15 protein-coding genes and 1 other annotated feature are annotated in these 19,686 nt (G+C 50.8%); of the genes, 2 read left to right on the forward strand and 13 right to left on the reverse strand.

The genetic code is table 11. The annotated features are described in order from the left end of the window. Positions 1–46: 46 nt before the first annotated feature. Positions 47–344 (forward strand) — a binding site (T-box leader). Positions 345–496: 152 nt separating this feature from the next. Next, positions 497–1,516, forward strand: a complete 1,020-nt coding sequence (gene trpS, locus KJS65_RS15730) for a tryptophan--tRNA ligase (protein ID WP_213650869.1) — start codon at positions 497–499, stop codon at positions 1,514–1,516. A gap of 184 nt (positions 1,517–1,700) precedes the next feature. On the opposite strand, the gene KJS65_RS15735 is transcribed toward trpS, so the two are convergent. The 13 genes from KJS65_RS15735 to KJS65_RS15795 all read right to left on the reverse strand — a co-directional run bounded on the left by KJS65_RS15735 (position 1,701) and on the right by KJS65_RS15795 (position 16,445). Then, entirely contained in the window at positions 1,701–2,957 is a 1,257-nt protein-coding gene (locus KJS65_RS15735; protein WP_213650870.1) for an SGNH/GDSL hydrolase family protein, read from the reverse strand. 84 nt (positions 2,958–3,041) lie between these two features. After that, positions 3,042–4,631 carry a response regulator gene (locus KJS65_RS15740; RefSeq protein ID WP_213650871.1) on the reverse strand — a complete coding sequence of 530 codons (1,590 nt, stop codon included), beginning with the start codon at positions 4,629–4,631 and terminating at the stop codon, positions 3,042–3,044. A 15-nt stretch (positions 4,632–4,646) separates the two neighbouring features. Continuing rightward, positions 4,647–5,993 carry an ABC transporter substrate-binding protein gene (locus tag KJS65_RS15745; RefSeq protein WP_136608952.1) on the reverse strand — a complete coding sequence of 449 codons (1,347 nt, stop codon included), beginning with the start codon at positions 5,991–5,993 and terminating at the stop codon, positions 4,647–4,649. Between the two features lie 48 nt (positions 5,994–6,041). Then, positions 6,042–7,766, reverse strand: a complete 1,725-nt coding sequence (locus tag KJS65_RS15750; protein WP_213650872.1) for a sensor histidine kinase — start codon at positions 7,764–7,766, stop codon at positions 6,042–6,044. A 103-nt stretch (positions 7,767–7,869) separates the two neighbouring features. Beyond that, complete coding sequence (locus tag KJS65_RS15755; protein ID WP_136608852.1) at positions 7,870–8,739, reverse strand: carbohydrate ABC transporter permease; 870 nt, start codon at positions 8,737–8,739, stop codon at positions 7,870–7,872. Next, positions 8,736–9,692 carry a carbohydrate ABC transporter permease gene (locus KJS65_RS15760; RefSeq protein WP_136608853.1) on the reverse strand — a complete coding sequence of 319 codons (957 nt, stop codon included), beginning with the start codon at positions 9,690–9,692 and terminating at the stop codon, positions 8,736–8,738. The genes KJS65_RS15755 and KJS65_RS15760 overlap by 4 nt, the downstream gene beginning before the upstream one ends. 120 nt (positions 9,693–9,812) lie before the next feature. Beyond that, entirely contained in the window at positions 9,813–11,162 is a 1,350-nt protein-coding gene (locus KJS65_RS15765) for an ABC transporter substrate-binding protein (protein WP_213650873.1), read from the reverse strand. Positions 11,163–11,345: 183 nt separating this feature from the next. Further along, the gene (locus KJS65_RS15770) at positions 11,346–11,606 is read right to left on the reverse strand and encodes a hypothetical protein (RefSeq protein WP_213650874.1); all 261 of its coding nucleotides are present in this window, start codon (positions 11,604–11,606) and stop codon (positions 11,346–11,348) included. A 104-nt stretch (positions 11,607–11,710) separates the two neighbouring features. Further along, on the reverse strand, positions 11,711–12,580 hold the full coding sequence (locus tag KJS65_RS15775) for an inositol monophosphatase family protein (protein WP_213650875.1): 870 nt from the start codon (positions 12,578–12,580) through the stop codon (positions 11,711–11,713). A gap of 201 nt (positions 12,581–12,781) precedes the next feature. Beyond that, the gene (uvsE, locus tag KJS65_RS15780) at positions 12,782–13,783 is read right to left on the reverse strand and encodes a UV DNA damage repair endonuclease UvsE (RefSeq protein WP_213650876.1); all 1,002 of its coding nucleotides are present in this window, start codon (positions 13,781–13,783) and stop codon (positions 12,782–12,784) included. 38 nt (positions 13,784–13,821) lie between these two features. After that, positions 13,822–14,142, reverse strand: a complete 321-nt coding sequence (locus KJS65_RS15785) for a hypothetical protein (RefSeq protein WP_213650877.1) — start codon at positions 14,140–14,142, stop codon at positions 13,822–13,824. 117 nt (positions 14,143–14,259) lie between these two features. Continuing rightward, complete coding sequence (locus tag KJS65_RS15790) at positions 14,260–15,354, reverse strand: D-alanine--D-alanine ligase (protein ID WP_213650878.1); 1,095 nt, start codon at positions 15,352–15,354, stop codon at positions 14,260–14,262. Between the two features lie 71 nt (positions 15,355–15,425). Continuing rightward, positions 15,426–16,445, reverse strand: a complete 1,020-nt coding sequence (locus KJS65_RS15795; RefSeq protein ID WP_213650879.1) for an amidase domain-containing protein — start codon at positions 16,443–16,445, stop codon at positions 15,426–15,428. 454 nt (positions 16,446–16,899) lie between these two features. Between KJS65_RS15795 and acnA the strand changes: the two genes are divergently transcribed. Further along, the gene (gene acnA / locus KJS65_RS15800; RefSeq protein ID WP_213650880.1) at positions 16,900–19,614 is read left to right on the forward strand and encodes an aconitate hydratase AcnA; all 2,715 of its coding nucleotides are present in this window, start codon (positions 16,900–16,902) and stop codon (positions 19,612–19,614) included. Positions 19,615–19,686 lie beyond the last annotated feature (72 nt).

Raw genomic sequence — 19,686 nt, forward strand, 5'->3', positions numbered from 1 at the left:
ATCACGCCTATTCCCTTTTGCAACCATATGCGTTACAATAATTCCCATATTCATGATGATGAAGAAGAGTACGTGGACAGAACGTCTTCAGAGAGCCGGCGGGTGGTGCAAGCCGGTGACGACGTGCGCGGAAGTGGGCTTCGGAGTGACCCGTCTGAACAAAGCCATGATGACCGTGGTGATTAGTAGGATAGGCGGCATGTCCCCACCGTTAACCGGGGCAGGGTATCGAGGAGGACCGTGGATTAAGGGCTGAATCCGTACCTGTTGAGCAGGGCTGCATTTCTTCCGAAAATGGCGGCCAATCAAGGTGGCACCGCGAAGCTTACAGCTTCGTCCTTGGAAAGTGTTGTACCGGAGTGAAAACTTCCGGCAATCGCTTTTCACAGGACGGAGCTTTTTTGTGCTCAAGAACAGGAGGTGATGGCCATGGATGACGGCTGGTGGTGGCGAGGCGAAGGAACACACAACCATTTAAAAAACTGGAGGAATACCAATGACAATATCTATTCAATCAAAGCAGGACATTGTGCTGACCGGAGATCGGACAACCGGAAAGCTTCATCTTGGCCATTACGTCGGCAGCTTGCGGAGCCGGGTACAGCTCCAGCAGCAGTATAAGACTTATATTATGCTGGCCGATGTGCAGGCTTTGACGACTCATTTTCACAACCCCGGCCTGCTCTCCCAAAGTGTGCGCCAGGTGGCGCTGGACTACCTATCCGCCGGGATCGACCCGGAGCGCGCAACGATTTTCGTGCAATCCATGGTACCGGAAATTGCTGAGCTAACTATTTTTTATTCCATGTTTGTCACTGTAAGCTCGCTGCGGCATAATCCCACGGTGAAGCATGAAGCCCAGGAACGCGGGTATGACGATCTGTATTACGGCTTTCTCGGCTACCCGGTCAGCCAGGCCGCAGACATTACGTTCTGCAAAGCGTCCCTCGTTCCGGCCGGCGAGGATCAAATCCCCCATATCGAACAGACTCGTAAAATCGTACGCCGCTTCAACGAGCTCTACGCACCCGTGCTTGTTGAGCCGCAAATTCTCGTCGGCGAGCGGCTGGAGGGGCTGGATGGCGGCAGCAAAATGAGCAAAAGCCTTGGCAATGCCATCTCCCTTGATGCCTCCTCCGCAGAAGTTAACGCACAGATCCGAAGGGCCAAAACCGATCCCGCGCGTATCCACAAGACCGATCCCGGCCATCCCGAAGTCTGCACCATATACGGCTACCACTGTATTTTCCGCAAAGAGGGCAGCGGAGAAATCCGGGAGAACTGCATCAAGGGCACCATCGGCTGCACCGCCTGCAAAGCGATGATTACGGAAGCCGTCGAAGATGTCCTGCAGCCCATCCGTGAACGGCGTGAACGATACAAGCAGCGCCCCAAAGATATCGATGATATGCTTATGGCCGGCACCGCGAAGGCTCGGAAGGTTGCGCGCCAGACGATGAACGAGGTACGCGAGGCCATGAAGATGAACTACTTTCCCATAACCAGTGAGCATTAAGGAGCGTGAATTGCAGCGGCCGATGGTTCCGGTCAGTTAATCCAGCTTTAGATGTGTTAGGAGGATGGGAATATGCCCTCCTCCACTTTTATTCATATCAACGGAATGCAAAAAAACCAGCTGTCCATCGGCCTCGCAGACCTTTGGAGCAGCTGGTTTTTTATTTTTCTCTGAACTGCTTATATTATGGATTAATAAATGCTGTTCTCAGGTTCGGTACGTATTGAACATCAAATCCTAGGCCTGACGCCAGCACCGCGATCGGTACGTACGTCTTCGATTCCTTGCCCACCTTGTTCAGGAAAGCCGCTGCGTCAACAGGCACTGCCTTGCCGTCTACGGTTACCGACTTGGAGCCGATGGTAATAACGACCGTGTGGCCATCATGGGTAATCGTGGCGCTGGATGTTTTGTTATCCCACTTCGATGTGGCGCCGATCGCATCAACGATGTCTTTGATCGCCACGAAGTTGAGGTTCTGGCGGATCACCGGCTTATATGGAGTGTTCAGCTCTTTCCCTTGAACGAAAATCCCCATCGGTGTTCCTGCTTCATGCACCGCAAGCTTGGTATAGCTTCCCCAAATGACTTCGGAGAACACTTTGGCCATCGCCTCATAGCCAAGCTGGTTCGGGTGAATATCGCGATCCTTGATGATATGAGTCATTGTGCCTTCCCCGCCGATGAATTCCTTGGCGACATGTGCTACCTTGACATTCATGCCCTTCGTTCCAAAGTCCGCTGCCATCTTATCGATCACGCCGGTAAATGATTCAGCCACCTTCCCGAGCTTCGGATAGAGCGCACTGTCTGCAATTTCCGGCATCGGCTGGTATTGATCCGCAACGACAATCAGGGCATCCGGGTTCAGCTCATGCAGATCGGCAACGACCGCATCCATGCTGTCCGTGTACAGCTTGAACAGCTGTTCAACGCGGGTTTGCAGTTCAGTTTCGCTCAGCTTGCCCGCCGTATTAAGCAGCTCTGACATGTCGTTTCCACCGATGGTAATGGTAATCGCGTCTGCAGCGGTAAGATCCGATTGGGTCTGCGCTGCCGCGGCGCCGATCTGCGGTGTGCGCGGGTCTATCAGATTCGGCTGGATTTCATCAGCCGTGATTGCCTGGCCCTTCTTCACCGCTTCCACGAAGTTCTGAAGCCCGCCGCTCTTCAGACCGGCAATCCCCACATTCACTGTGGATGTATTTCCATGCAGCAGTCCCTGCTCCTGCAATCGGTCGACGAACCCGTATGGCCGCTCCGTCTCACTCTTACCTGGTTCATAGCCCACCGTCAGTGAGTCGCCTAACGCCACAATACGGTACGGCTCCTTACCGGCCGTTTGCACATCCGGCGCAGCCGATGCAGCCCCAAGCAGCATGGAGGACATCACCACCGCTGCGGAAACAGCAGATATGTACTTTTTAAAAGAATTCAGCATTCCATCACTCCTTATCACAAATGAAAGCCCTTCGTACCTTCAGGTACAGGGCTCTCTCTATTTTACCATCTTCTGTTAGAAGGGTTAACCCGTTTCTTCGCGAAATTCGGATGGCGTGCGTCCCGTCGCTTTCTTGAACACCTGCGTGAAATATTTCGCGTCCTGGTATCCGACCAGCGGTGCAATCTGATACACCTTGACGCTTGTATTCTTCAGTATATACTTGGCCTTCTCCATCCGGCACTGGGTCAGATATTCAAGGAAGGTATAGCCGGACATTTGCTTGAACAGCGTGCAGAAATGGCTGATGCTCAGGTCCACCACTTCTGCAACCTCTTCCATGCTCAGATCCTTGTGATAATGGTTCGTAATATAAGCCTTCGCCTTTTCGATCAGCGAATGACCGTCCTCCTTCACCTGACTGCGGAGGCTCTCATTCATCTGCCGCGCGAAGGCTCTTTTCAACATTCCGATCAGTTCATTCAGATTTCCCGCTTCATGCAGATCCTGAATCAGGCCATCCAGCGGCCATTCGGCAAGCAGGTTCGCATATTCCAGATGCCTGTAGAGGACAACCGCAATTTCCACAAGCAGCCGCTCCGCCGCCTCCTTGGCAAAAGCATGCTGCTCAATATACAACTTCAGCTCATCAAAAAGCGAAGCCATCCGCTGCGAATCCAGCGTTCGGACACTTTCCATAAGCGCGGCTTCCAGATGTTTGGGGTATTTCATTTCTGCAGGCTGCGGTTCATTTCCCATATCACCCTGGTCGATGAATACCCCTTCCTGCTCGGAATAAAAGCGTTGATAAAGTGCTCGTGTAGCACTCTGATACGCCATGCTCAGCTGCCCGATCCCTTTGCTGCTGCGGCTGATACCCACAGAGCAGCTCAGCTTGGAATACCTTTTGATCTGGTAGATCAGATCGTTGCCAAGCTTAGCTTTTTCCGGCTTAAGATTTTTTGGCAAAAGGATAATCCATTCGCCGCTGTGAAAAGGGAACACCGTCAATCCACCATGCTGCAGGGACCATTCCTCCAAAATATTGCGGATGGCAAATAGCCATAGACGCTTCTCATCCATGAGCCACTGCTCATTCAGGCGCAGAAAATGGTCCAGCTGCACGACGGCCATAAAATATTCCTGCTCCAGTTCACTATTCTCCATCCACTGCATATACGTGAGCGGCCGGTCATTGCCTTCAATCCACTCCGAAAACATTCGCTCCCGCGCCATTACCGACAACACATGCACGGAATGAAGCAGCTTGTCGTTCTCGGTCTGGGCATCCAGATGCGCAGCAGCCCGCTGGAGCATGCCGGTCAGTTCATCGTGATCAATGGGCTTCAGCATATAATCGAAGGCTCCCTGCCGAAGTGCCTCACGCGCATACTCAAACTCACCGTAGCCGCTGATGACGATAAAGACCCGTTTCGGATTGCCTGTCAGTACTTCCTTCATCAGCGCAATGCCATCCATCCCGGGCATACGGATATCGCTGATAACCATATCCGGTGAGTGCTCACCGATGAGCTTCAGCGCACCTTCCCCGTTTCTGGCAGTTCCGGCGACTTCTAGTCCCAGCCCCTCCCAGTCGATGGCAGCCTGTAGGCTGCGCAGGATCATCGGCTCGTCATCCACGAGAATGACTTTATATTTGGCTGATACTCCCATCTTCTTACCCCCTGTTCATTTCACGGTGGAGCTGCGCCGCAGGTTCCAGTATTGTTTCAGGGCATCGTCCATTCTATCAAGCGCATCCTTGGCCGTGATTTGACGATTTATCATTTCTTCAACAACGGCCAGAAACGATCTCTTCACTTCAGGCGACAATATATTGTCATACGGCACAAAGGTCTGCGGATTCTGTTCCATAAGGCCAGTAACCTGTGTAAAAATCGGACCTGTCTTCTCTGCGTCGAAATGGATCCTCATCGATGGAATTCGAAGACCTTCATAAACGATCTGCTTCTGCACGTCCTTGGAATAAAAGACCTGCATCAGCTCAAATGCTGCCTTCTTCTGCGCCTCGGTCAAATTAGATGAGAGCCCGATCCCGAAGGTATATCCCCCGGCAATAGCTCTCTCTCCACCTGGATACAGGGCCGGAAATGGAATGACCCCCACCTCATTTTGAAAATCAGAAGGAGCCTTCTCATTGTGAAACAATGTGATGTCCCAGTTCCCGTTCAAATACATCGCAGCCTTTCCGTGCGTGAACAGGTCGATAGCCTCTTCTGTAGATAGGTCATTGGGAGATGGGCCGAAGGCTCCTTCTCTGCCCCATTCCTCAAGCTGCTGAAATGCCTTTAAATACCCGCTGTTCTGGAAGGCTGCCCCGCTCTTCCCCTGAACGATATCATCAATCGTCTGCGGATTGCTGTAACGGTCCATCAGATAATGGGCGAATACTGCAGCAGGCCAGCGATCCTCATTACCGAGCGCAAACGGAGTATATCCATTCTTCTTCAGCACCTCTACCGCCTCATTCAGCTGGCCGATCGTTTCGGGGAGTGCCAGCCCCAGCTTATTGAAGATACTCGTATTCACGTAAAGCGGCTCGGCGTTGCCTTCAATCGGCAGACCATAAATCCGGTTGTTAAAGGTCCATAGCTGCAGGTCCTTGAATTCCTTCTCCAGATGGTTGCTCTTCACAAAATCCGTCAGATCCATCAGACGATTCGAACGGATATATGGCTCGATCTCAGCCCCGCCAAACAGTACGAACATATCCGGTGGTGTACCGGTTACCATTTCGCTCTTCAGCTTCTGCTCCCGGTGAATCGTCTGGTCCATCCCCTCAAAATTGACCTTCACATTGGGATGGGAGCTCTCGTACTGACGGACGATATCCTCGAAAATATTCAGCATAGGCCGATCATGCTCCGTTATCCAGAAATGGCGGAAGGTGAGCGTGATTTTCTCGGTCGTATCCTCTTCAATCGCATTATGGTTGCCCCTTGCCACCAGCGTGACGGTGACGGTTAATACCGCGGCATACAGCAGAGCCCAGCTCCAGTTCAGCCATTTTTTCATACGTAATTTCCTCACGGCCTATTCCCCCTTCTCACTCGGCTGGTCAATTCATGGCATAATTTTGGGCAGCCTGATACGGACGGTTGACCCAAAGCCTGGAGAGGAGCATATGAAAATGCCGTAGCGGCCGCCAAACCGGATGCGGAGGCGTTCATGCACATTTTTCAATCCCACGCCGCTGTCGCGGTACTTCTTCACGCCGTTTGCGTTCCCGTCTCCCAGTTGCAGAAGCGTTGTCTGATCGAATCCCGGACCGTTGTCGGTCACATCGATGATGATGTCACTGCCGGCATCCTGCGCCACAATTCGGATATAACCCTTTTCCTCCATCGGTTCGATCGCATGGTACAGGGCATTTTCAACGATCGGCTGGACAATCAGCTTTTGCGTCATGAAGCTTTTCAGGGATTCAGGCAGGTCGATCTCGTATTCGAAGCGGTCCTCGAAACGGTATTTTTGTATATTCATATAATGGCGGACATGCTCGAGTTCCATATTCATAGTAATAAGCTCATGATTCTCACTGATGCTGATCCGCAGCAGCTTGCCTAGGGAGATGACCATTTTACTGATATCCCGGTTGCCAGCCAGCACGGCCATGGAATTGATGGATTCCAGCGAATTGTATATAAAATGCGGGTTGATCTGGGCGACCAGCGCCTGCATCTCGGCTTCCTTTTTACGTGTTTGTTCCGTCTCCACCTGCTGGATAAGCTCTTGAATCTGCTGACTCATACGGTTGAAGCCGTCGATCAGCAGGTCTGTTTCGTCAAAGCGCTCAACATGTGACTGGATCGGCACGAAGATCCCCTGCTTTACCCGCTTCATGCCGTTTACCGCGCTGATAATGCTGCGTACAAGCCTCCGGATAAAAAACTGGTCGAACCATAAGGCCGACAGCAGTGAGAACAGCACCAGAATCACGGCAATGTTCCGGATTGATACGGATTCAGAGCGGATCAGCTTGAGCGGGGTGACGGCGACCAGATACCACTGATCATTATGTGATGGAAGAAAGGTAATCAGTGACTTTTCATGCTGATAGCTGTCTACATAGTAATCCTTCTCTTGATGGAAGCCATCCGATAAAAAGGGGAAATTCACCTTCTCACCAATATGTCCGCCGGATTTATTGAATACGATGCTGCCCTGTTTATTGACGAGCAGTATATCACCACTCTTCAGCGTGGCGGATTCCCAGAATACCTGATCCAGAATATCAGGCTTCACGTAGATGACGAGGTAGCCGATATCCTCCAGCGAATAATAATCCTTGATGATGCGGGCATGAATCATGACCGGCTTGCCAGTCTCGGCAGAGCCATTCTCCCCCGGACCAGACCATACCGGCCTGCCTTCTGCCTTTTGCATGTCGTCAAACCAGACCTGATGCTTCATATCGGTGTAAGACAAAGGAGCATTGTATTGATAGATGAGATTGGTTTTCGAATAGAGACTGAATGAAGTAATCATCGGATGATTGATAAGCAAATTATTAATTTCCTGCTTGCGGTCATAAGTCATGATGGAGTCTTGATTTTTTAATGCCTGCTGGATCGCCGGCTGCGTGATCGCCGCATTGGAAATCGAGTTAATCTCATTCAGCGCAAACTTCAGCTTCCGGTCCGTCTCCAGTAGAGATATCCAGTAAAAGTTATTCGACTTCTTCTCCATCGCGCTCGAAAAATTATAATAAGAGACCACTCCCATTACGATAACGGGTATAAACACAAGAAGAATAATAGCAAGCAAGATTTTACGGCGGAGCTTCATCGCATGTCCTCCTGCGCCCTGATCTGTGACTTTACTCTATTATTCTTCATGATGTTTATAATTCCTTGCATGAAATAGATGGAACGAAAGAATAAGAAGCAGCTCAACTTTTGATCGCACCAGAGGTCAGACCGGCAATGACCCAGCGGCTGAACAGCAGGAATACGACGAGCAGCGGCAGTGTGGCTGTGAAGGTTGCGGACATAATCATGCCGTAGTCCAGACCGTCGCGGTTGGAAAATAGCTGCTGCAGCGCAATTTGAATCGTGAAGTGCTCGCTGTTCTTCAGCACCACCAAAGGCCAGAAGAAGTCATTCCACACATTCATGAAATTCAGGATGCCCAGCGTCGCCATTGCCGGTGTAATGACTGGAATAGCGATATTCCAGAAAATCCGGAAATGCCCGCCACCGTCAATCCTTCCGGATTCAATCAGCTCCGAGTGCACCGCCGTGGACACATATTGTCTCATCCAAAAGATACCGAAGGCATTCACCATCGCTGGCACGATCAATGCCCGGTAAGTGTCGATCCAGTGCAGCTTCGCCATAATGATATACGTTGGCAGCACGCTCAGCTGGGAAGGTACAAACAATGTCGCGATGACAAAGTAAAATAAAGCCGTTTTAAACGGAAACTCATATTTAGCAAAAGCGTAACCCGCTAGCGTACAGAAGAAAACTACGGAAATCGTCACCATGGACGACACGAACAGGGAGTTAAACAGTGCCCTGAAGAAATCCGTCCGCTCCAGTACGCGCTGAAAGTTATTGAAGAACTCGCCGCCAATCGTCAGCAAAGGCGGAATATGGAATACGGCGCCGCGGTCATTCGTCGCAATGACAAACATCCAGTAGAACGGGAATATGGATGCCAGCGCTCCGATAATAAGCAGGATATAGAATACTGTTTTGCTGATAAACCCGGCATCGCCAGGTGCTCTGGAGGAGCCAGCCCAAGAATTCGAACTCATGCCTTGCCACCTCCTGTGTCGCCTTCCATACGGCCCGATACCCACATATTGATCATGGAGAAAATGATGGTGATGATAAACAGCATCACGGCCGTAGCCGCTGCTGTACCGAAGAAGCCATTGCGGAATGCTTCACTGTACAGATAGGTTACCATGGTAATGCCTTCCTGACGTGTGGAGCCTGTTCCCGATTGTCCAAGATACACATAAGGCTCCGTAAAGAGCTGCAGTGAACCGATGGTCGAGATCAATGTTACGAAAACGATGAACGGCTTCAGGAGCGGCAGCGTGATAAAGGCCAGCTGCTGACGCCGGTTTGCGCCGTCGATGCGTGCCGCCTCATACAAGTCCAAAGGTATGCTTTGAAGACCGGATAAGAAGATAATGGCGTTGTAGCCCGTCCAGCGCCACATCACCATGGTGGAGATAGCGATCTTAACGCCCCACCAGCCGGAGTTAAAGGCCATGCTCTCCATTCCAAACTGATGCAGCAGCCAGTTGACCATGCCGTTATTGCCGAACAGCGTACTGAACACGAGGGTAACAGCCACAATCGAAGTAATATTGGGCATGAAAAAGAGGACCCGGAACGTTTTCTTGAAACGGGTCATGGCTGAATTCAGCATGACGGCCAGCAACAGCGCGATGATCAGCTGCGGGATTGTTCCCATGACGCCCATAATGAGCGTGTTCGTGAATGAAGTCCAAAACATCGGGTCACTGGTGACCAGATCATAGTTTTTCATACCGACATATTTCATCGGTCCAAGCGCATCCCACTTGAAAAAGGATAAGTAAATCGTAAAAAAGATCGGGTACAAGCCAAAGATGGCAAACAAAATAAAAAAGGGCGATATAAACGTGTAGGCCGTTAACCGGCTCCGCCTTTGTTCAGTCCAGAAAGGCCGCTTGCCTGCTGAAACGGTTTGTACAGCGGTTACGGGTTCTGCCATGACGCACCTCCATGAAGTATAGGGAATAATCCGAATCCGCCGGAGAGGGCGGCTGCCCTCCAACCTGCGGATTCGGGATGATACTGGCTTACCACTCATCTCACGTTAGATGTATCCTTATTAACTACGCGCTGCGAGCGTCTTCGCCTTCTCAACGGCCGCGTCCCATTCCTTCGCCGGGTCTGCCTTTTTCTCGAGAACGTTCTTGAGCGCATCCTTGAAGAAGGTGTCAACTTGGTCATGCAGCGGGCCATAGTATACAGGTTTTACGCGTTGTGCAGCTTTACCATATTCAACAGCCGTTGCCTGGCCGCCAAAGAAATCATCTTTAAAGCCTGTGAAGGCTTCATCCGTATACAGAGCAGGAATGGAAGGCATCAGACCTTTTGTCTTAAATGATTCAAGCTGATTCTCCTTGTCGTCCAGCCAGGAAATGAATTCGTAGGCTTCCTTCGAATGCTTACCCTGCTTCGGCAGCGTCAGGAACGAACCGCCCCAGTTGCCAGCACCTTCAGGAAGCTGGGTAATTCTCCATTTGCCTGAGGAGTCCGGACCGTTGCTCTTGATGTTGCCTGCCATCCATGCCGGGCCGAGCATAACGTCGAATCCACCGTCATTCGTTGCTTGGCCCCATTCAGGAGACCATAGCAGCGTGTTGCCGATCCAGCCTTCCTGGATTCCTTTGACCGTAAAGTCAAATGCTTTCTTCACCTGCGGGTTTTTATCGCCGATGAAGGAGCCGTCCTCTTTGCTGAAGTAGATTTCACCTTCGGATTGGTCGCGGATACCGTTATAGACCAGATCGGTCAGGTCAGCAAACGGTTTGCCTGTCTTGTCCTTGAACTGCTTCGCCACAGCGGCGAATTTATCCCATGTATCGATTTCTTTGCCAAACGCATCCGGTTCGGTTGGAAGTCCGGCTTTCTCAGCGAGATCCGTGCGGTAGTATACAACGGTCGGACCAATATCTGTCGGAAGACCGATCTGGAAGCTGCCGTCCTTGGAAGAACCCTGTTTCCATTTCCAGTCCAGATAGTTGCCGGCAATATCTTTAGCCCCTAAATCATTCAGGTTATAAAATTTATCCTCGGCGCCGATAAAGCGCTCCATGAAGCCGATTTCAAGCATGAAGATGTCAGGCGCACCCGAGCCTGCGGACAGCGCAGTAGTCAGATTGTTATGGTGAGCGGTCTGGTCGGAGGTATTTTGAAATTTAATCGTTACATTTGGATGCTCTTTGGTGTATTCTTTGCCAAGCTCCTCATAGTTGGTTGTGCCAAGCGACCAGAAGCTCAGCTCCACCTTTTCGCCGGAATCCTTCTTTGTATCTTCGGTTTGCGTGGTTGTATTATCTGTCGTCTTCTCAGGAGTCTGGGTGTCCTGCGTACTGCTCTTTCCTCCACATGCGGCGAGTGATGCCGTCAGCATCAGCGATAGCAGCAGCATTGGCCATTTCTTACCTCGTTTCATTGCTCTTTACCCCTCTCGAAAATAGGTTTGACGTTTACAAGATTTAGTCTACCGGAGAGGGCAGCAAATTTTGAGGAGACAATATTTCGATTTAAGGTTGAAATTATTACGGCACTAAAAAAAGCCTTCATGAAATCGCATCACTTGCGCTTCATAAAGGCTTTGCTTATTTAGATTACATTTTTATTCATCTGTTGGTTTGGACTCCGTGCCCGCGTGCTTTGTTTTGTCCAGATAGCGGTCATAACGGTCATCCAGCTCGCGTGCCATGCTGCGGTATTTCCATGTTTCTTCCACAATCGGATCCAATTGGGTCTGAATCCGCACTTCATATCGGGGTGAGATGAGCTCCCGCTCCTGATCCTTGCGGTTTTGCAGATCTTCCATCTCGCCTTCGGTTAGCATCTCACTGAGCTGTCGCTCCAAGTCGTGATTTTCACTCATTGCCAGACACTCCTTTGCGATTGAACAGCGCCCGTGGGCGCCGTGCGATATGTTTACCCTGTGTTATGCGGATTGAAACGGTACCATACAAATGTACGATTCCGTTACTTTTCTTCAAGTCCGGTGGCAGCAGCCTCTTTCAAAGCCTGCACCAGCTCTGCATGTACAGCTCCGTTTGTTGCGGCAATATGACGTACACCGAGGGAATATGGGCTGCCTATCGTATCGGTGATTTGTCCGCCGGATTCCGTTACCATCAGCGCTCCTGCGGCGATATCCCAGGAATTAAGTCCGATTTCCCAGAAACCAGTCAACCGGCCTGCGGCCACGTATGCCAGATGCAGCGCTGCCGAGCCCCCCGAACGGATATTGCGAACCTTGGGTGCCAGATGTGCAAGACCAGCCATATTAACCGGAAGCGTCGTGTCGCGCCCCACCGGGAAACCGGTAGCTAACAAACTTTGGCTCAGTTCAGTCTCACTGGATACATTCATGCGTTTGCCATGAACATAGGCTCCTTTTCCCTTCTCGGCTACAAACATCTCATCTCGTGAAGGGTCATAGATCACGCCGACAATGATCTCACCCTTATGTGCAAGTGCAATAGAAACGGAAAAGAACGGGAAACCATGCACAAAATTGGTGGTTCCATCAACGGGATCTACAATCCACAAATACTCTTCATCCGCAACTTTCTCAAGCGCTTGGGCGGAAGCTTCCGGTCCAGGCTCCACGCCCTCCTCACCGAGAAGCGCGTGATCCGGAAAATGGGTGAAGATCAGCTTGCGGATCATTTGCTCCGCTCCCTTGTCCACTTCCGTCACCAGGTCACTCACAGCGGATTTGGTATTTAATTGTGTTACGGTACCCAATCTGCTTTTAATCCATTCACCCGCCTTGGAAGCGGCATTTATCGCCACAGCGGTATAGCTTTTGCTCGTCACGACATAAGGAGTCTTATCCTCTTGGTTCAAAGCGCTCACTCTACTTTCTGTGTTATCGTCAACATCTACCCGGGCTCCTTATAAGCCCCATTCTTTTAAATTTAATTCTTCTAAAAATATACGTAATGAAAGATTTAAAGTTTCGCCCAAATTGGCAGCTGAAGGCAAAAACCACAGCCGCCTCGGGGGCATCCTTCCGGCAAACTGAAACTTAGCCGTCCTTGTTGCGGATCAGCCCGAGATTTCCACACTCGCTCCATCCAGAACTTTGACGCCATCCTGAGAATAATCAGCTAAACGTTTCATCAGATTAAACAAGGCGACGTCCTTGCTCTTGGCCTCAATCATCACGTCAACCGCAGTTGTACTGCCGGCGATTTCACGCAGAAACGAAAGCAAAGGACCGGGATCAACCAGATCGGCATGACTGCGCGGATCGCTTTCGCTTTTCGGGCTGGAAATATGTATCTTGGGCGGCAGCGGCTTGTCTGAATCAGCATCGGCTTGAGCGAGCGATCCATTCCAGGTCTGCAAAATTTCAGGCCATAACTCCCACGCCTTCTCGCCATCATTATTCACCCAGTGATGATGAATATCCAGCACCATCGGCAGTCCGGTCGACTTACATACCTCTAGGGTCTCAACAGCTGTGAAGGTTTTATCGTCATTTTCAAGGGTAAGACGTTCCTGAATATCAGGATCGAGTCCGGCAAAATGCTCCTTGAACCGTCCAGCTGCGGAAAGCTTGTCCTTATAGGCTCCACCGATGTGAATATTGTTCTTGGCAGTTGCATTCAGCCCCATGGCCTTAAGCATTTTCACATGATAACGAAGGTCACGGATAGAATTCTTCAGAACCTCCTGCCGGGGCGTACTGAGCACGGTGAAATGATCCGGATGAAAAGACACCCTCATCTCATGATCACGGACATACCGCCCGACCTCGGCAAAAGCCTCCTTCAGCGCAACAAACGGATCCCAGTCCCTTAAATCATCATGCGTGGCCAGAGGAATCAACTTGGATGAGAACCGGTACAGCTGAATGTCATTACCATTATTATGCTTCAGCAGCCGGAGCGTATTATGCAAATTCCCTTCCGCAATCCGCTCCAGCTTGCGAACCGCTGCTTCCCGGTCACTCAACTTGCTGAAGCTCGCCATCGTCATCGTTTTGGATGGAGACGAGTCCTTGATAAGCATAGACATTGCGACATAGCCGAACCTGACGATCATGATTTCTCTACTCCTTATGGTCTCAAGTTAGTAACACCTTAAGGATTATGTTCCCCAAAAAACATCTCATAAGCCAAATCCGTCTGGATCCGCGATTCCTCTTCGTTCAGCTTGCGGATCAGCTCCATCTCAACCTCGGTGACTTCCTGACCCTGAAAATTAATTTCCGCTATGCAGCCTACGATTTTGACGATGGCTACTGCAGCATTATCCGGCGTATAAGCGATGACCTTTTGGCCTGTAGGAAACACGCGAAAGCCCTGCTTGACCATTTTGCCGCGCCCGTATTCCATGAGCTCATACAGCTCCTGCTCGCTCTTGAACTTGCAAACAGAATTGAATTCGGTTTGAAACCCCATCTATGGCACCTCCTTCTCATATTCAGCAATTTTTGCAAATCCTTTATGAAAAGATGCCCGGCCTCTTGCTGAGCCGGCCGGACACCTCCTGAATACTGCTATCTTAAAACGCTATGGTTACGGTTCGTTTGTATAACTGAGTGCCTGCTTGCTTTCATAACGCTCCAGAGCCAGCTCAATCATCCGGTCCAGCAGAGCCCGGTAGCTGAGACCCGTCTCCCGCCACAGCAGCGGATACATGCTGTAAGGCGTAAAGCCCGGCATCGTATTGACTTCATTAATTAATATTGCGCCGTCGGATTTACGCAGGAAGAAATCCGCCCGCGTAATGCCGCTGCCTTCAATGGCTTGGAATGCAATAAGGGCCGATTCACGCAGACGGTCCGCCACTTCTGAATCCACTGCTGCCGGAATCACCATCTCCGACTGACCATCGGTATATTTCGCCGCATAATCATAATAATCAGCAGAGGATACGATTTCACCCGGTACGGAAGCCATTGGTTCCTGATTGCCTAGAACAGCGACCTCTACTTCGCGCGCATCCACGAATTCCTCCACAATAACCTTCACATCATAACGGAAGGCAACTTCAACCGCACGCTCTAGTTCCTCACGGTTTTTGGCCTTGGAAATCCCGACGCTTGATCCAAGATTGGCCGGTTTGACGAAACATGGGTAGCCCAAGTCATCCTCCACGCCCATGATCAGATTAAAGCTGTTACGTTCCCATTGAGGTTTGGTAAAGTAGCTGAAGCCGCATTGCGGAAGGCCCGCCTGTGCGAACAGCTTTTTCATCACGACCTTATCCATACCGGCCGCGGATGCCAGCACCCCTGCGCCTACATACGGCACATTTGCCATTTCAAACAGGCCCTGGATCGTCCCGTCTTCGCCAAATGTCCCGTGAAGAAGCGGAAACATCAGATCGACCGTCGCATCTCCGCCGTACAAACGGCTGAAAATAGCGCTGAGCGCTCCTTCGGTTCCTTCACTGTCATGCTCCAGCTTCAGCTTCTCCAGCTTTTCGAGCGGTGCGGAAAGTGTGCTGCCCTTTTTCCACTCCCCCTGTTTCGTGATGTAGAACGGAATCAGCTCGTATTTATCATAATCAAAGGCGTTCATGACCGCAAAAGCCGTCTGCAGCGATACCTCGTGTTCGCCTGATTTGCCGCCGTATACAAGGCCTACGGTTGTTTTGTTGTTCCCCATGCCTAACCTCTCTCTTTTTCACTGTATTGCAGGCTGCTCCTGCTGTCGTACTCTTTAACCATTATAACGCTCTAGAAGTAGTCCGGAATATGCAAAAAACGGTATACGGTATTTTCGGTCCAAGCATAGGAATCCTTATAATCCCAATAACGGTGTTTACTGCTGACCGTATGTGCGTTCACGAGCGGCTGTCCGCCAGCATCGAAAGCGGTCACAATTGTCGAATGCTGGAAGGAACCATCCCCATCCCAGTCATAGAAAATGACATCGCCCAGCATCAGCTGTTCGGGACGCTCCACAATTTCACCACGGATTCCCCATGTGCTTGCCGTAAGGTATCTGGCCAATGCGTTCGAGACAGCCCAGCTGTAGCTCCACCATTCCTTGCCGCCCACATATCCTTTGTACCACCAGCCCGCTTCTCTTTTACCAGTATAGTTGATTGGCGCATCCCCTGCAAAGAGACATTGCGAGACATAACTCGTGCAATCCACATCGAATTCGGCAAATTCCGGATTATAGGCATTCCACCATTTATCAGCGTATGCAGCGGCTTCCTCCCGCCGGTACTTGATCGACTTTCGGCCTGTTCCGCCCCCCTGCAGGATGTAAGAGTTCAAATACGGCTGCGGACTGCTGTTATGCGAATGATAAGCATAGTCCTGCGGTCCTCCGGGAGCGTTGGCACCGGCTGCCACCGGATGCTTTTCGGGGGAAAGATGCTCTACGGAAACGATTACCCAATCATCCCCGTCGCGGATCAGGGTAAGGCGCTCCCTCTGAATCATTTCCTCCATGTGGTTGACGCCGCCTTTTTCATAAAAAAGCTGCACATACAATTGCACATCAATGACCGCCTCATCCGGCGTATCGCGAATGGTCCGCTGCAGCTTGGCCCGTGTTTCACTGCGCAGGGGGCGCGCTCCCCGCTCCTCATACCACTGTGAGAGTCTGGAGGAACGTTCTGCCCTGGCCATCAGGTATGACGGATCGGTGACGACCTGCTGTGCATGCTGGGATCTGTAATCAATTTGGAGCTGGTTATATTGATTCACATAGGTGTAGAGTGTCTGTTTCCATTCCTTATCCATCCGCTCTATTCCCCTCTCATTTCCGTTACTGGCAGCCATTTAACCCCTAAAGATCGTCCATCCCAGTGGTCAAACAGCTTCTTATTTATACATATATGAAAATAAACGAGCCGCTATGAACTGCAGTTGATTTAAGGTTTTATACAGGAGGCATCAAGGAAAGAATATATGCAGTGGTTCTGTGTTCCAAAACCATTGGCACCGCAAGGATTTGAGCACCTTGGAGGCATTCTTCCCGGTACAGAAATCCATCCTTTCGTTTCATATAAATAGACTCAAAAAGTTCTTTACTCTACGGCTTGTAAACGGTATACTTAAAGCAAACCTCACTATTTTGAAATTATGTTTCATCTAGTGAAACAAGGAACGGCAAAGTGATTGCCCTTATCGCTCATCACCCAAGCCATCCTCACCTGAAATGTTCATCAGATCACATTCTCAAGGAGGTACATGTATGACAGCAAAGGATCAGTTTAATACCGTCCGCAGTCTGGAAGTCGGCGGCAAAAGCTACCGCTACAACAGCCTGCAGGCTCTAGAAGAACAAGGACTCGGCAGCATTTCCAAACTCCCATTCTCCATTAAAGTACTTTTGGAAGCAGCAATTCGTCAATTCGACGGACGTGCGATTACCGAGGAGCATGTTAACCAATTGGCTAAATGGAACGAAGGTCTTGACCACAACAAGGAAATTCCTTTCATTCCTGCACGTATTGTCCTCCAGGACTTTACCGGCGTACCGGTCGTTGTAGACCTTGCAGCAATGCGCGACACCGTGAAGAAATCCGGCGGGGATCCGAAGAGTATCAACCCGCTCGTACCGGTTGATCTCGTGATTGACCACTCCGTTATGGTCGATGCGTTTGGCAATGGCGAAGCGCTGAACTATAACATGGAAGTTGAATTCGAACGCAACGAGGAACGTTACCGCTTCCTGCGCTGGGCTCAAACCGCATTCAACAACTTCCGTGCGGTGCCGCCAGCTACGGGTATCGTTCACCAGGTTAACCTGGAGTATCTCGCATCTGTTGCAGCAACCAAAACCATTGACGGTGAAACCGTCGTTTACCCTGACTCCCTCGTAGGTACGGACTCCCATACGACCATGATCAACGGTCTTGGCGTTGTGGGCTGGGGTGTAGGTGGTATCGAAGCCGAAGCAGGCATGCTCGGACAACCGCTGTACTTCGTAACGCCTGATGTTATCGGCTTCAAGCTGACAGGCAGCCTGACTGAAGGCTCGACAGCAACTGACCTTGCGCTGACGGTTACAGAATTGCTGCGCAAAAAAGGCGTTGTCGGTAAATTCGTAGAATTCTTCGGCCCTGGCCTTTCCAACATCAGTCTGGCAGACCGCGCGACCGTAGCAAATATGGCACCGGAATACGGCGCAACCATCGGCTTCTTCCCGGTTGACAGCGAAACGCTGGCTTACCTGCGCAACACCGGCCGCTCCGATGAGCAAATCGAGCTGGTTGAAGCTTACTACAAAGCACAAAACATGTTCCGTACAGCAAACACAGAAGATCCTGAGTTTACGGATGTTATCGAACTCGATCTGGCTTCCGTTGTACCGAGCCTTGCAGGACCTAAACGTCCGCAGGACCGCATTGAGCTGACGAACATGAAGCATGCCTTCAATGACATCGTCCGTACACCGATTGAAAAAGGCGGATACGGTCTGAGTGATGCCAAAATCGAAGAAAAAGTAACCGTTAAGCATAAAAACGGATCTACCAGTGAAATGGGTACGGGCGCGGTCGTGATCGCGGCAATTACAAGCTGTACCAATACTTCCAATCCGAGCGTTATGCTGGGCGCAGGTCTCCTGGCCAAAAAAGCGGTTGAACGTGGTCTGACTGTTCCTGGCTATGTGAAGACCAGCTTGACACCAGGCTCTCTGGTTGTGACCGAGTACCTGAAAAAAGCTGATTTGCTGCATTCCCTGGAAGCTCTCGGCTTCTATGTAGCCGGCTACGGCTGTGCGACATGTATCGGTAACTCCGGTCCGCTGCCGGATGAAGTCAGCCAGGCAATTGCTGACAACGACATGACGGTAGCTGCCGTTCTGTCCGGTAACCGTAACTTTGAAGGCCGCGTCCATGCACAGGTTAAAGCCAACTACCTGGCTTCGCCTCCACTCGTGGTTGCATATGCGCTGGCAGGAACCGTAAACATCGATCTGCAAAACGATCCGATCGGTCATGACCAACAGGGCGAGCCTGTATATCTGAAAGATATCTGGCCATCTTCCGAAGAAATCAAAGAAGCGATCAGCTTGTCCCTGAACGCGGAAATGTTCCGTCAGAAATATGCGAACGTATTTACGGCCAATGAACGCTGGAACGCGATTCCGGTTCCGGAGGGCGAATTGTATGAGTGGGATGAAAACTCCACTTATATCCAAAACCCTCCGTTCTTCGAAAACCTGGGCACCGAGCTGAACGACATCAAGGATGTCAAAGACGCAAACGTACTTGCCCTTCTGGGAGATTCCGTAACCACGGACCATATTTCTCCTGCCGGCAACATCTCGCCAACCAGCCCTGCAGGTCTCTACCTGAAAGAGCATGGCGTAGAGCGCAAAGACTTTAACTCTTACGGTTCCCGTCGTGGTAACCATGAAGTGATGATGCGCGGCACATTCGCCAACATCCGGATCCGTAACCAGGTTGCCCCTGGAACCGAAGGTGGCGTAACCACTTACCTGCCTACGGATGAAGTGATGTCCATTTACGATGCTTCCATGAAGTATCAAAATGGTGACCGCAACCTCGTCGTGATCGCAGGCAAGGAATACGGTACAGGAAGCTCCCGTGACTGGGCAGCAAAAGGTACTTTCCTCCTCGGCGTCAAAGCGGTTATCGCTGAGAGCTTCGAGCGTATCCACCGCAGTAACCTGGTTGGCATGGGCGTTCTCCCACTGCAGTTCCAGGAAGGCCATGGCTGGAAGAGCCTCGGTCTGACCGGCAGAGAAACCTTCGATATCGTTGGACTGAGCAATGACGTGAAGCCAGGTGAAAACCTGACCGTTATGGCAATCCGCGAAGACGGTACGAAGTTCGAATTCCCGGTAACTGCGCGTCTGGACAGCATGGTGGATGTGGACTACTACCACAACGGTGGTATTCTGCAAACGGTGCTTCGTCAAATGATCGCTAATCAATAATCCGTCTAAAGAATTACGATTCAAATAGAAAAAGGCGTTCCTGAGCCATGGAAGTGGCTCAAGAAGCGCCTT

The organism is Paenibacillus sp. J23TS9 (genome assembly GCF_018403225.1).
GTDB lineage: Bacteria > Bacillota > Bacilli > Paenibacillales > Paenibacillaceae > Paenibacillus_AQ.